The following is a 13,903-nucleotide window of genomic DNA, read 5'->3' as shown; positions in this document are numbered from 1 at the left end:
AGCAAAAACAACCGCTTAAGGCGGCCTTGAGGCGGGTTGTGTGACGCTTTGTGTGACACGCATTTGCTTGCCGATTGAGGGTTCAAGTTCGTCGAACACGGCGCTTGATTAGATAGGGACGCTATCGCGTACTTCATCGTCATGCGCGACGAGATCATCAGAGAGATTCGCAGGCTTTCAGCCGGGGCCGGCCAAGCCCCCGGACAGAAGGCATTCACTCGCGACACCGGCATTCAAGAGCATCAGTGGCGAGGGAAATACTGGGCGCGTTGGAGCGACGCGCTTCTTGAAGCTGGGTTTGCGCCTAACGAGAAAACTGGAGCGCTCGACAGCGATGCGGTCCTGATGACGGTAATACGCGCTTGCCGCCATTACGGACGGGTGCCGACGCGCGACGAAATGGATTTGCTGCGGCAGACCGATCCAGCGGTTCCAAGCAGCAATGCCATCGCGCGGCATTTGGGCGGGCGAGTGGATATGATCGAGACGATCCGGCGACGGGTCGAGGGTGACGACGGTTTTCGCGACGTTGCGGCGTTACTGCCAGCCCCATCGATGAAGCGGGCCGAGAAGGTCGTCTCTCCGTCGAGGGCGACGGAGGGCAGCGTCTATCTAATTAGGTCGGGGGATTTCTACAAAATCGGACGTAGCGACGATCTGGAACGGCGAGTGAAGGAAATCCGGACCGCTTTGCCCGACAAGGCGACGTTGGTTCACACGATCCGAACAGATGATCCGCCGGGGATTGAAGCCTACTGGCATCGTCGGTTTGCTGATCGGCGCGCTAACGGCGAGTGGTTCAAGCTGATCTCAGTGGATGTGTCGGCCTTCCGGAAACGGAAGTTTCAATGAGCGAACCGCGAAGTCATCATTCGAGTCCGTTGAAGGCAAACCTCGTTCCTCAGGAGTGGCGCGCGATCATCAGCCCGTGGACGCCGGATCGTGAGCTGGCGATGGTGCTGATGCTCCGCGCCTCTATTCTGTGGAGCTACAGCCATATTGAACGTCGCCTGATGGAGTTCGCTATCCTATGTTCCAGTACGCCCGAATATAGTGACGTTTCAGAGCGAGCGCCGTTTCGGCGGATCGCGAGAATAGCCTACTTGCGGAAGGTGTTGGAGCGGGATGGACCGTTGCAAAAGGTCTCGTCGCTGGGGGCGGCTATTCTTGATCGTTACGAGCAGAGTGCTGAAATCCGAAATCGCATGGCTCATGCCGATATCGATATGGTGGCGCCGGAGTTCACGCGCTTTATCGAAATCGCGATGGATGGGCAGGACATTACCGAGAGGTGGTTCAACTACTACCCTGGTGATCTTGAGCGACAGGCCGTGAAGGCAGCGCGGTTCAGCAAGGCCGTCCAAAGGCTCCACTATCGAGTTCTTCAAGCCAAGGAGGTCGACTTAGCCTCAACGTCGCGCGAGTAATCGACACGAGGTTCGGGGCTCAACTTCACCGCAGACGGCGGACGGCCCGCTCGGCGATCAAGGGGTGTCGTTCCCTAGAACTGAACGCCCCGCGTCAGGCCGCCGTCCACGGTCAGGTTCGTGCCCGTGGTGAAACTGGCCGCTGAGCTGGCGAGGAACAGCACCGCGCGGGCGACCTCGTCCGGGCGGGCCATGCGACCCAGCGGATTCATGGCCAGGCAATCGGCGAAGGTCTCGGGGGTCTCGCGCTCGATCCGACCCCAGACCCCGTCCTCGAAATAGACGTTCCCCGGCGAGACGGTGTTCACCCTCACCCCCTGAGGCGCGAGCTTCACCGACAGGGTCTTGCCGTAGTGGATGACGGCGCTCTTGATGACGCCATAGGGCTCGGCGAACATATCGACTTCACGGCCCGAGACGCTGGAGATCAGCACCACGGAACCCGCGTCGGATGCGACCAGCCAGGGCTGGGCGGCCTTGACGAAGGCGACCGTGCCGAGCAGGTCGGTCTCGATCGCCAAACGCCAGGTTTCCAGATCCGAACCGCCCGCTAGGGCGCTGACATTCGGCACGATGATGTCGATCCCGCCAAGCCAGTCGGCCGAGGCCTCGACCCAGGCGGCCAGAGCGACCGAGTCGGTGATGTCGACGACCGAACCGAAGGCCTTTTCGCCCAGGGCCGCCTCGGCCTCGCGCACCCCCGCCTCGGTGCGGGCGCAGAAGGCGACGGTCGCCCCCTCGGCCAGGAAGCCCTCGACGATGGCGCGGCCGATGCCGCGCGATCCGCCGCTGACCAGCACCCTGGCGTCCTTGAGTTGCAGATCCATCGTCGTCTCCCGCGTGTAATCCGGGCGGACGGTAGGTCGGCGGCTGTATTCGCGAAATTGAAAAGGCGTGAAGCCTGAATTCGGATTATGTGAACATATGAAGATCGACCAACTTCGCGCCTTCTGCGCTGTGGCCCAGACGGGGTCCGTCTCCGGCGCGGCGCGGGTGTTGAACCGGGTGCCGTCCGGGGTGACGGTGCGGATCCAGCAGCTGGAACAGGATCTGGGCTGCGAACTGTTCCTGCGCGACCGGCAGGGCATGTCGCTGTCGCCGGCGGGGCGACAGTTGCTGGACCATGCGCGGCGGATCCTGGACCTGACCGAGAGCACCCGGAGCCTGATGAAGGATGAGGACGTCGGCGGGCGGCTGACCCTGGGGGCGCTGGATGTTGTGCTGGTCGACTATATGCCCGCCCTGATCGGCCGGTTCCGGTCGCGTTACCGCGGCGTCGATCTGGATATCCGGCATCAGGCGTCGGAGGACCTGGTGCAGAATGTCGGAGAGGGGGCGCTGGACCTGGCCCTGACGGACGGGCCGGTGCGGTCGAACGCCCTGGAGAGCCGGCTGGCCTTCATCGACGAGATGCTGCTGGTGACGGAACAGGCGCATCCGCCGGTCGGCGGACCGGCCGAACTGGAGTGCGGGGAACTGTACGGCTTTCGCCACGACTGTTCGTTCCGCTTTCGCATGGACCGTTGGCTGACCGAGGGGAAGGCGACGGACCTGCCGGTGGTCGAGATCGAATCCTATCACACCATGCTGGCCTGCGTGACGGCGGGCATGGGGGCGGCCTGGATGCTGCGCTCGGTGCTGGAGACCCTGCCGGGCCATCAGCAGGTGCGGGTCCATTCGCTGGGCGAAGCGGGGCGGACCGAGATCCATTTCCTGTGGCGCAGCGGCCACCTGACCCGTAACGCCGAACGGCTGATGTCTGTCGCGCAGGAACTGGGCGAGGTTCGCCGCGCCCAGGGGTGGAGTCGATTGGGCTAGCTGCTGTTTGATCCGCAGGTTGCGGGCCGCCGATCGATCGACCGACATCCGATCGCTGCGGCTATGGGGAAGGCGAGGCGTCGGCTCGATCGCATCATCTTAAGCGTCGTTTCCGGGCGACCTCAGCCGATCGGGCTTCAACACGACGAAAGCAGCAATGTGGCCGCCGAAATGACGGATCGGCCGAGCGACCTGCCGTCTTGCGACCGGACATTGCGCGATATTCGCTTCGCGCTGTGGGCTCAGGGGTTTGAACGTGTCGGCCTGTGTGTCGATCCCGTCACTATGGACAAGTTCATTGCGCGATTGCGGTCAAAAACAAGGGCGCCCGGCAGCTGAGCTGTTCCTGCCAGTTTGGTGCAAGCTAGACGACGTAACGGTGACGATGTCGCGACATTGTGTCGTCGGTGCGGTCGTCGTGGGGGCGTCCCGCAGCCGATGCGGGTCGAGCGGCGGAGGTGATCTTTGCGCCGGCGCCGCCGGCAGGGGGAATGACGTGACTGCACGAGTGATGAGTACCTCAATGCTGGCCCTGATGCTGTGCGCATCGGCGGGCGGCGCCTGGGCGCAGTCCGCGCCGACGTCTACGGAAGCGACCCTCGAACAGGCGGCGCGAGAGGCCGCCGCTCAAGAGCGGACCCGTTCCCCGGAGAGCAACGACGCCGCCGTCGTTGACACGGTCGAGGTCACGGGCAGCCGTCTGCGCAACGGCAATCCGACCGCCAGCGTCATCGTGATCACCGAGGAAGAGATCAAGGCGCGGGGCGTGAGCAGCGTCGAGGATCTGATCCGCACCCTGCCGCAGAACGTCGCCACCATCGGCGCCATTACCAACGAACGCGGCCGCGGGCCGTTGATGGCGCGGAACGCGCCGGTCACCGCCATCGGCGCCCTGGGCGTCTCGGCCGCCAATCTCGGCGGCATGGGTGCGGGCAACACCCTGGTCCTGGTCAACGGCCGCCGTATCGCCGGGGCCGCCGGCATCGAGGACGGTTTCGTCAATCTGAACGGCATTCCGCTGAGCGCGGTCGAGCGCGTCGAGATCACGATGAGCGGCGCCTCGGCCATCTATGGCGCCGACGCGACGGGCGGGGTCATCAACTTCGTCCTGAAGAGCAACTTCACCGGCACCACGGTCACCGCCCAGCACGAGTATTCGAGCAATGACGCGGACACGGATCGGATCAGCGCCTTCTCCGGCTATTCTTGGGGGTCGGGCAGTGTTTCCGGCACGTTGAGCTACAGCCGCCGCATGCCGATCAACAACTACAAGTCCGGCTATTTCACCGAGGATTACTCGGGCTACTACGACGGCGATACGGCCTTCGACACGCGGAGCTTCTCGCGTGGGCTGCAGCCGGGCGTCATCGACACCACCTATTATGTCTATGACGAGAACTTCAACTCCACCCGGGTGACCCAGGGGCTGACGGTGCGTCCCGGCTTCACCGGGGCGCCGACCATGGCGGACATGATCACGGTCGGGGCCGAGGCCCTGCCGGACTATGTGCCGGAACTGGCCGGTCCCGAGACCGAGAGCTACAGCGGAACCTTCAACTTCCAGCAGAAGCTGACCAACAAGCTGAGCGTCTTCGTCGACGGCCTGTATAACCGGTCCACGAACGCCCAGGAGCTGCTGTACGACACGGGGCTGCGCCTGGATCTGGCGCCGGGGCAGGCCTATAATCCGTTCCCGGCCTATTATTTCAACACCTACTCGCCCGGCGCGACGGTCAACTACAGCCCGGCGGCCGAGATCGCCGCAGGCGAACTGCCGGTCGGCAAGGTCAGCAATACGTCCAGCAACTGGAGCATCAACGCCGGCGCCACCTACCAGTTCAACGCCGACACTAAGCTGGAAGTCACCTACACGACCTCCCAGTCGGACACCGACGGGCAACTGCCGCGTCTGGCCTCGGTGGTCTCCCTGATCGCAGACGCGACCTCGCCCAACGGCGTCCGGTGCGACAACTTCGATCTTCGGGAAAACCGGGTCACCGGCGCCGCGCGCGACTATCTGCAGTCCGTCTTCGATCGCCAGTGCCTGGCTCTGACCAGCAGCGATCCGACCCTGGCCATCAATCCCTGGAAGTCGGTCGCCGGCGGACCGGGCGCCAGCGTCGCCGACTTCTTCTATACGCCCGTCACCGAGGAGCGGCAGTCGCGCAGCGCCAACTGGCAGGCCCGTCTGAACGGCGTCCTCTACACCCTGCCGGCCGGCAAGATCTATTATGCGGTGGGCGGCGAGCTCTACGACGACGGCGTCGAGAGCAGCGAGGTCAGCTACCGGACCACGACGTCCGGCAGCCGTGACCGTTACGCCTATTTCGGCGAGATGAACCTGCCGATCTTCGGCGGGGACTTCTCCTTCCCCGGCATGCGTTCGCTGATGGTCAGCCTGGCGGCGCGTTACGACTCCTATACGACGGAGGGGCCGATCGGCACGGTCGACGGCATTCCCGCCGACGCCGGCGGCGTCCTGATCATTGCGGAGAACACCTTCGCGCGCACCACGCCGGCCTATGGCGTTCGCTGGGAGCCGTTCGAGGGTCTGTCCTTCCGCGGTCGCTGGACCGAAGGCTTCCAGGCTCCGCCCTTCACCCAGTTGTTCACCGCCGTCGGCGGCACGAGCTATACGACGACGATCTACAACGACCCGCTGTATCAGTGCACGACGGACTGCGCCTACACTTGGTCGCCGAACTCGTACAATGTGGTGATGCGAACCACGTCCAACCCGGATCTGCAGCCCCAGACCTCGACCCAGAGTTCGTACGGCATGACCTGGCGTCCGAAGGGGCGGCTGGACGGGCTGATGCTGGACATCAACTACAACCGCACCAAGATCGATAACGAGTTCGCCCGTACGAACGATCTGCAGACCTTCCTGACCCAGGCGCAGATCCTGCAGCTGGAGCAGTTCTATCCGCGCGATCCGGTGACCCATAAGATCCTGGAAGCGCGCAGCATGACCTTCAACATCCTGGGGTCGGAATATGCGTCGATCAACTACGACCTCAGCTATCTGTGGGTCACCAGCCGCGGCACGTTCGAGCCGAAGATCTCGTATCTCGACAATCTGAACGCTGAACGGCGCGCCTTTGCGGACGTGCCGGCCGCCTCCACCCTCGGCTATCTGCAAGGGCCCGACGACTATAAGATTATCGGATCTCTGGGTTGGTACTATCACGACATCAACGCGATGCTTTGGGCCAACTATATTCCCTCGTACACCAACAACTACGAGGTGAATCAGTATTCGGGCGTCATTGCGAACCTCGAGCGCTACAAGCCGGTCGACGCCAGCCTTACCATCGATCTGACGGCCGCCTGGCGGATCAGCAACGATGTGCGCCTGAACTTCGCGGGTCGGAACATCTTCGACGCCGATCCGCCGTTCGTGGTCGTGCAGGGCCGTCCGTACGACACCGGTCGCTACAATGCGGCAGGACGGACGCTGTCTCTGGAACTGCAGTACAGCTTCTGACGATCGAGGACCGGTCGCATCCTGGATGCGGCCGGTCTTTGGCTTTCGGCCGAAGCGGACGATAAGGGGCGACGGGCTTTGACGCCGCCGGGGTTTGTGTGATGCGACTGTTGCTGGTGGAGGATGACGCGGATGTCGCCGAGACCCTGGTGCTCTATCTGGAGAAACAGGGGTTCGTCGTTGATGTGGCCACCAGTCTGGCCATGGCGCGCGATGCGCTGGACGACGGCGGGTTCGATCTGGTCCTGCTGGACCGGGGGTTGCCCGACGGCGACGGGGTCTCGCTGATCGCCTGGGCCGAGCAGCGCAACCGGCGTCAGAGGTTCATCGTTCTGACGGCCCTGACCTCGATCGATCACCGGGTCGAAGGACTGGAATCCGGCGCCGAGGACTATATCGCCAAGCCCTTCGAGCCGCGCGAACTGCTGGCGCGGATCCGTACGGCGCTGAGGCGCACGATCGAGACGCGTCGTGAAATGCGCAGGTTCGGACCGCTGATGCATGATGTGGAAAGCGGCGTCTTCTTCATCGACGAGACGCCCCTGACCCTGCGGCGGACCGAGGCCCTGGTGCTGGAGGCGTTGATGGCGCGTCCCGGCGCGGTCGTTCAGCGCGAGACGCTGGAGTCGCGGGTCTATGGCTACGACAAGGTGGTCAACGCCAATTCATTGGAGTCGCAGATCTCCCGCCTACGGACTAATCTGGCGCGGCGCACCGACAAGGTGCGGATCCAGGCCGTGCGCGGCTTGGGCTACTGCCTGACTGGGGAAGGCTAAGCCCTTTCCGCAACTTCTCCAACCCTGCCAGTCTGGTGCAAGCCAGAGGTGCGATCTTCTTCTCATGGCTTACGAAACCGGATCTTCCATGGCGTCTCAAGACGATGTCGAACGCGCCCGCCGCGACGCGGCCGAGTTCAAGGAAACCTTCATCAGGATCCGCGCCGAGATCGGCCGGATGATCGTGGGTCAGGCGGACGTCGTCGACGGCGTCCTGACCGCCCTGATGGCCGGCGGCCATGTGCTGCTGGAAGGCGTGCCGGGCCTGGGCAAGACCATGCTGGTCGCCTCGCTGAGCCGCGCCATCGACCTGCCGTTCTCGCGCATCCAGTTCACGCCGGACATGATGCCGGCCGATATCGTCGGCACCACGGTCCTGACCGAGACCGAGGGCGGCGGCCATGAGCTGACCTTCCAGCAGGGACCGATCGTCTCGAACCTGGTGCTGGCGGACGAGATCAACCGCGCTACGCCCAAGACCCAGTCCGCCCTGCTGGAGGTGATGCAGGAGCGCCAGGTCACCGTCGGCCGCCGCACCATCAAGATGCCAGAACCCTTCTGCGTCATGGCCACCCAGAACCCGGTGGACCAGGAGGGCACCTATCCTCTGCCCGAGGCGCAGCTGGACCGGTTCCTGTTCAAACTGGTCGTCGGCTACCCGTCCGAGGCCGACTATCACGCCATCATCGACCGCACGACGGCGGGCCACGACGTGGTGCTGAATCCCGTCACCGACGCCGCGACGATTCAGCGGATGCGCGCCGTGGTGCGTCAGGTGCCGGTGACCGAGGCGGCTAAGGCCTACGCCATCCGTCTGGTCATGGGCACGCAGCCCGGCAGCGACTACGCCCCCGACAGCGTCAACCGCAGCGTGGCCCTGGGCGCCTCTCCGCGCGGGGTGCAGAGCCTGATGCTGGCCGCCAAGGTTCAGGCCCTGCTGGACGACCGTTTTGCAGTCAGCACTCACGACGTCGCCGCCGTGGTCATGCCGGTGCTGCGTCACCGCCTGGTGGTCAACTTCCACGCCCAGGCGAACAATCTGACGGCCGACGCCCTGCTCGAGGACGTCCTGGCCCACGTCAAACGGCCGTACGCAACCGACTGATCGCTCCAGCGCCAGTCTGCATACGGTCGCCGAAGCGCCGCAGGGTCCTGCTTTCCCTGCGGCGTTTTTTATTGCCCGGCTGCGTGTCGGCTCTGGCGTGAAGTGGCGGACCCAAGGTCCGCGCAAGGCCTGGTTCTGGCCTAGAAACGTTTGGCCAGTTGAATCTGGATCGACCGGCCGAGCGGGTCCCGATCGTCGCGGCCATAGCCCGGTGCGGCGCGACCGTCGCCGAGGCGCGCGTCGGGGCGGGTGTCGAACAGGTTGTTGATCTGCAGTGTGAGCTGACCACCGCCGGACATACGGCCCTTACCTGAGCCCGGCGTCGCAGAGGCCGTGGCGTCCGATCTCTGACGAGGCATCAGGACGAAGGCGATCCTGAGGTTCACCGTGGCCACGGCGTCGACTTCCAGATCGTTCGGGCCGGGCTCGTCGTTGCGGCGCAGCCGGTAACCCGACTGCCATTGTCCGGTGGCGTTCAGGCTCCACCGGCCGCGCATCGTATCGGCGTTCAGGTAGCTGGTCTGTCGCGAGCGGCCGGCGCCGACGCCGGAGAGGCGGTCGAGCACAGGGGCGCCGGGGCCGAACCGCGAGATGTCGCTGATCTGGTACGAATGGTTCAGGTTTATCCGCAGTCGCTGAGCGTCTTCTCCGGCAGACCACGGCAGCGGCAGATCCGCGTTCAGGCTCGCCGAGACCATGTCCGATGTGCTCGAGGCCAGGTTCAACGGCCTCTGGTCGATCGAGATCAGCCGCCCGTCGGCGTCGCGGATGAAGCGATCGGGGAAGGCGGCCTCCAGCGCCGGGGTGGGGGCGTCCAGTTGCCCCGGCCCGTCGCGCGTCTCGTTGCGCATATAGTTGAGGTTCATGAACAGCCGCTGGCCGGTGTAGGGGCCGGCGCTGACGCCGATGTTGAGGCGGTCGTTGCTTTGGGCGCGCAGGTCGGGATTGCCGCCCCGGATCGGAACCACCTGGACGGATTCGCCAGTGACCAGATCGAAGACGGTGATGGGGTCGCCATAGGTGAGGGGGGCGTACAACTGGTCCGTCGGCAGGGCGCTGGTCCCTGTGGAGAGACCGGTGTTGAAGCGAAGGCTTTGGAGGGGCGACCAGTTCAGGTCGAGGTCGACGCCCTGGCCGCCGCCGGACTCGCTGGAGAACAGATTGCCCGCGAGGCTGAGAGACAGATCGCCGGGGCCGGGGCGGCGCTCGCCGTTGCGATCGGTGCGGCTGAACAGCGGCAGGGTCAGGCCGCCACGGAACTGGGCGTTGCGGCTGATCCGGTCTTCGTCGTTCGGCGTCGCGCCGAGAGAGGCGCGCTCGACCTCGGACCAGCTGTGATTGAGGCCGACGGACAGATTGGCGCGAAGATCGCCGGCCGGCAGGGACTTCAGGCTGCGGTCTGCGGACAGGTCGGCGCCGAGGGACCGGGTCTGCTGGCGACTGTCGCTCAGGCCGTATTGTTCGGAACGGTTCAGGCCGCCGTTGAGCATGGCCTGGGTCTGCCAGCCCAGGATCGCGCCGTTCAGTCCGGCGTTGGCGGACAGTCCGTCGGACTCGGTCCTGTTGCCGGTCGGGACGCCGGCGAAGACGGCGACGCTGCGGCTGGACATCGACCGCGCATCCAGGCGCAGGCTGGAAGACCAGTCGCCGAACCTACGGCTGACGGCGGCGTTGACGGAGAGATTGCGCGTCTCGGGCCGAAGGGTGGTCGAACCGCTCTCATCGCCCGGTTGGCCCAGGGTGTAGCCGGAGCGTTCCCCGGCGCGCAGGCTGCTGGTGGAACCGGCCGCCCCGCCGAAGTTGGTGACGGCGCCGTCGTTCATCGACGAGCGGCGCAGGTCGCCCTGCAGGGTCGAGGTTCCGCCCGCCGTGGGACGAGAACCGCCGACCTGCATCGCCGTGCTGTCGAAGCGCCGCTCCATGACCAGGTTCATCACCCGTCGACCCGGAGGCTGCCCATACAGCGACGCCGCCTGAGGCGGCAGCAGCTCCAGCCGCGTCATGGCATCGGGCGGCAGGTCCAGGTAGATGGACGGGTCCGCCACCCGCTGTCCGTTGATGATGATGACGGGAGGATCGCGATCACCCGCGCGTTCCGAAGCGCGCGCGATCACCTCGTTGATGTCCCAAGCGGCGAGGGCGTCGATGGCGGCGCCGTCATACTCCTGTTCCGGCGGAACCCGGGCCGCGCCCCGCCGGGCGGTGACCTCGACGTCTTCCAGAACGGCGGTGGGCGGCGCGTCGTCCAGGCGCGGCCCGACCGTCTCCTGACCGGGCAGGGCGGCGCCGGCGAGCATGAGAACGAGGGAGGGCCAGGTCATGGGACGATGTTCCGTCGGGGAGGGGCGGAGCCGGCGGTTCGTTCGCACGATTCTGCCGAAAGGACATCCTGCGGTTGATGGATCCTATCTCAGGCGCTTGCCGTAGATGTCCCAGACCTCGACCGGACCCAGATTCAGGGCGCGGACCGAGGCCTCGATCCTGGACAGGTCGCCGACGACGACCCAGGTCAGTCGGTCGGGATGATAGGTCCGGCGCGACAGGGCCTGGACCTGATCCAGGGTCACGGCCGCCAGCCGGTCGCCGGATGAGGCGGCGCGGTCGTAGGGCTGGCCATAGGCGGCCGAGCTGACGATGGAGCCGAGGAAGGCGCCATTGCCCGTAAAGGCCGAGGGTAAGGCCAGGATGCGGGCCGTACGGTCGCGGTCGATCTCTTCCTGGGTGGCGGGACGGTCGCCGACATAGTCCGCGATCTCCTTGCGGACCTCGGTCATGGCCTCGGCCGTGTGTTCGGCTTCGATCGTGCCGCTGGCGGTGAAGACGCGCTGGCCGACCGGGGCGTCGGAGACCCCGCCGGTGAAGCCGTAGGTCCAGCCCTTGTCCTCGCGCAGGTTCATGTTCAGGCGGCTGTTGAAGCCGGCGCCCAGGACGGAATCGGCCAGGGCCTCGGCGGCGGACTGGTCGGGGTCGAAGGCGTCGACCACATGGCCGACCGTCAGACTGGTCTGGGCCGAGCCGGGGGCGTCGACTAGAATGACCCGGCCGGGCGCGCCGGTCGCCTCTGGAACGGTCGCCAGCGGGGTCGGCGTGACCGGACGCCAGTCGCCGAAATGCTTGCGGGCCAGGGTGCGGGCCTGATCCAGGGTGATGTCGCCGACCAGATAGAGGGTGGCGTTGTTCGGGCCCAGTTCGTGGTCATGGAAGGACTGGATGGCGTCGCGCGACACGTCGGCGGCGTCGGCGCGGGTGCCGATCCGTCCGCTGCGGTGGCCCTCGCCCCAGATGGCGCGGGCGTAGACGGGGCCGGCGGATTCGATCGGATTGCGCTCATAGGCGTCGAACTGCGGGCCGACGCCTTCCAGACCCCGGTCGATGTCGCGCTGGGGATAGGCGGGGTGACGCACCACTTCGGCGGCGAGGGCGAAGCCTTCGTCGAGTTTGGCCTCCAGCATCGACCAGCTGACGCCGCTCTGGCGGGCCTGGGCGCCGCCGTTGATGCCGACGCCGATGCGCGACGCCTCGCGGGCCAGCTGTTCGGCGTCGTAGCGGCGGGTGCCGGCGGTCATCAGGCTGAAGGCGCGGGCGGCCGTGCCGCGACCATAGGCCTCTTCAGCCAGGGATCCGGTGGCGAACTGCAAACTGGCGTCGACGACGGGCAGATTGGGACGGCGCGCCACGACCAGTTTCATGCCGTTGGGCAGGGTGGTCTCCTCGACCGCCGGGAACTGGATCTTCGTATCGGCGGGGCCGGGATCGGGCATCCTGGTCGGGTCGGCCAGGGCCGAGGCGTCCGGCGCAGCGACCGGGGCCGGCGACGGCGCCTGGATCAGTTCGTAATAGGGACGCGACAGGGTGCGGGCGGCCAGGTCACGGACCTCGTCGCGGTTTACGTCGACGATCCAGTCGCGCTGTTTCAGGAAATAGGTCGGGTCGCCGTGGGTGACTTCGCCGTCGGCCAGCCAGGTGCCGATGGCGTTGCTGTTCTCGATCATCCGCAGCAGGGACAGGTCGGTGCCGGTGACGACTGATTCCAGCCGTTCGGCCTTCGGGCCCGTGACGTAGAAGTCGGCCAGAACCCGGTCGACGGCTGCGTCCGCCGTCTCGGGCGTGACGCCGGGCTTCAGCTGGACCGACAGGCTGAAGGCGCCGGTCAGCACGCCCTCGCTAACGCTGGCCGAGACGCCGGTCGCCAGGTCCAGATCCTCGACCAGGGCGTCGTACAGGGGCGTGCCCTTGCCGCCGGCCAGGCTGCGCGCCGCCAGCTGCAGCAGGGTGTTGTCGCGCGAGGCGCCGTTGGACAGGGGCCAGGTGCGGGTCAGGGAGGCGACGGGGATGTTCTCATAGACGACGTCGCGGCGGATGTCGGGGATCGACGGCGTCCAGCGTTCCGGCCGGCTGATCGGCTCGCCCTGACGCACGCCGCCGAAATAGCGGGCGACCTTCTCGCGGGCCGTCGCCGCGTCGATGTCGCCGGACAGGACCAGGACGGCGTTGGAGGCGCCGTAGTTGGCGTCGAACCAGGCCTTCACGTCCTCGACGGTGGCGCGGTCCAGATCCTCCATCGAGCCAATGGTGGTGTGGGCGTAGGGGTGGCCGGCGGGATAATAGCTGCGCAGGAACTGGGCCTCGGACGCCTGGCCCGGACCCAATTCACCCTGCCGTTTCTCATTCTTGACCACGGCGCGTTGTTCGTCGAGCAGGGCCTGGGTGATGCCGTTGCCGAAGTCGCCCATCCGATCCGCCTCCATCCACAGGGCGCGGTCCAGAGCGTTGGAGGGCACAGTCTCGTAGTATTGCGTGTAGTCAGTCGAGGTGCTGCCGTTCATGCCGGTGGCGCCGACAGCCTCCAGAGGCGGGAAATATTCGGTCGGCCGGTTGCGGGTGGGCTGGAACATCAGATGTTCGAACAGATGGGCGAAGCCGGTGCGGCCTTCAGGCTCGTCCTTTGACCCGACCTTGTACCAGACGCCGACGAAGACGGTGGGGACGGTATGGTCGGTATAGACCAGTACGGTCAGGCCGTTCGGCAGGGTGAAACGCTCGTAGGGAATCCGGACCTTGCCCAGTTCGGCCCGGGCCTGGGTTGCGGCCTGGCTCGCCGCCTGGGCCAGGGCGGTCGTGGAGCCGCCGCACAGCAGCAGGCCGGCGAGGGCGACGCCCGCCGTCGTCTTGACGAATGAATGCACGGTCGATCCCCGAAATATCGCGTTCTGGACGACCACCAAACATGCGAAGCTTGCCCCAGCCTTGCCGGATCGGGGGCCGCGCGCTTTCGTCTGTGCCCGGACGC

Annotated in this window: 9 protein-coding genes; 6 read left to right on the top strand and 3 right to left on the bottom strand. The window is 66.0% G+C overall.

Going from position 1 to position 13,903, the window contains the following annotated elements:
• Positions 1-141 precede the first annotated feature (141 nt).
• Positions 142-852 (top strand): GIY-YIG nuclease family protein, encoded by a 711-nt coding sequence (locus ACIQ1T_RS07530; protein WP_395943916.1) that lies wholly within the window; start codon positions 142-144, stop codon positions 850-852.
• Positions 849-1,427: a hypothetical protein gene (locus ACIQ1T_RS07525; RefSeq protein ID WP_395943915.1), complete on the top strand. Its 579-nt coding sequence runs from the start codon at positions 849-851 to the stop codon at positions 1,425-1,427. The genes ACIQ1T_RS07530 and ACIQ1T_RS07525 overlap by 4 nt, the downstream gene beginning before the upstream one ends.
• A gap of 74 nt (positions 1,428-1,501) precedes the next feature.
• Here the strand turns inward: ACIQ1T_RS07525 and ACIQ1T_RS07520 are convergent, their stop codons facing one another.
• Positions 1,502-2,254, bottom strand: a complete 753-nt coding sequence (locus ACIQ1T_RS07520) for an SDR family NAD(P)-dependent oxidoreductase (protein ID WP_395943914.1) — start codon at positions 2,252-2,254, stop codon at positions 1,502-1,504.
• Positions 2,255-2,351: 97 nt separating this feature from the next.
• Between ACIQ1T_RS07520 and ACIQ1T_RS07515 the strand changes: the two genes are divergently transcribed.
• From ACIQ1T_RS07515 to ACIQ1T_RS07500, 4 genes are all read left to right on the top strand, one after another.
• Complete coding sequence (locus ACIQ1T_RS07515) at positions 2,352-3,245, top strand: LysR family transcriptional regulator (RefSeq protein ID WP_395943913.1); 894 nt, start codon at positions 2,352-2,354, stop codon at positions 3,243-3,245.
• Positions 3,246-3,756: 511 nt separating this feature from the next.
• The gene (locus ACIQ1T_RS07510; protein ID WP_395943912.1) at positions 3,757-6,732 is read left to right on the top strand and encodes a TonB-dependent receptor domain-containing protein; all 2,976 of its coding nucleotides are present in this window, start codon (positions 3,757-3,759) and stop codon (positions 6,730-6,732) included.
• Between the two features lie 101 nt (positions 6,733-6,833).
• Positions 6,834-7,508, top strand: a complete 675-nt coding sequence (locus ACIQ1T_RS07505) for a response regulator transcription factor (RefSeq protein ID WP_395943911.1) — start codon at positions 6,834-6,836, stop codon at positions 7,506-7,508.
• 88 nt (positions 7,509-7,596) lie between these two features.
• Complete coding sequence (locus ACIQ1T_RS07500) at positions 7,597-8,613, top strand: AAA family ATPase (RefSeq protein WP_395943910.1); 1,017 nt, start codon at positions 7,597-7,599, stop codon at positions 8,611-8,613.
• A 140-nt stretch (positions 8,614-8,753) separates the two neighbouring features.
• Here the strand turns inward: ACIQ1T_RS07500 and ACIQ1T_RS07495 are convergent, their stop codons facing one another.
• The gene (locus ACIQ1T_RS07495; RefSeq protein WP_395943909.1) at positions 8,754-10,934 is read right to left on the bottom strand and encodes a TonB-dependent receptor; all 2,181 of its coding nucleotides are present in this window, start codon (positions 10,932-10,934) and stop codon (positions 8,754-8,756) included.
• 84 nt (positions 10,935-11,018) lie between these two features.
• Entirely contained in the window at positions 11,019-13,799 is a 2,781-nt protein-coding gene (locus ACIQ1T_RS07490; protein WP_395943908.1) for a M16 family metallopeptidase, read from the bottom strand.
• Positions 13,800-13,903: the final 104 nt, after the last annotated feature.

This window comes from Brevundimonas sp., from assembly GCF_044336875.1.
Classification (GTDB): domain Bacteria; phylum Pseudomonadota; class Alphaproteobacteria; order Caulobacterales; family Caulobacteraceae; genus Brevundimonas.
The sequence above is the reverse complement of the archived record's forward strand: the minus strand, read 5'-3'. Positions and strand labels throughout refer to the sequence as shown.

What these genes read in the sequence shown, in the direction of transcription:
- ACIQ1T_RS07530 (WP_395943916.1), top strand. Translation starts at nt 142, where the DNA reads ATGCGCGACGAGATCATCAGAGAGATTCGCAGGCTTTCAGCCGGGGCC.
- ACIQ1T_RS07525 (WP_395943915.1), top strand. Translation starts at nt 849, where the DNA reads ATGAGCGAACCGCGAAGTCATCATTCGAGTCCGTTGAAGGCAAACCTC.
- ACIQ1T_RS07520 (WP_395943914.1), bottom strand. Translation starts at nt 2,254, where the DNA reads ATGGATCTGCAACTCAAGGACGCCAGGGTGCTGGTCAGCGGCGGATCG.
- ACIQ1T_RS07515 (WP_395943913.1), top strand. Translation starts at nt 2,352, where the DNA reads ATGAAGATCGACCAACTTCGCGCCTTCTGCGCTGTGGCCCAGACGGGG.
- ACIQ1T_RS07510 (WP_395943912.1), top strand. Translation starts at nt 3,757, where the DNA reads ATGAGTACCTCAATGCTGGCCCTGATGCTGTGCGCATCGGCGGGCGGC.
- ACIQ1T_RS07505 (WP_395943911.1), top strand. Translation starts at nt 6,834, where the DNA reads ATGCGACTGTTGCTGGTGGAGGATGACGCGGATGTCGCCGAGACCCTG.
- ACIQ1T_RS07500 (WP_395943910.1), top strand. Translation starts at nt 7,597, where the DNA reads ATGGCGTCTCAAGACGATGTCGAACGCGCCCGCCGCGACGCGGCCGAG.
- ACIQ1T_RS07495 (WP_395943909.1), bottom strand. Translation starts at nt 10,934, where the DNA reads ATGACCTGGCCCTCCCTCGTTCTCATGCTCGCCGGCGCCGCCCTGCCC.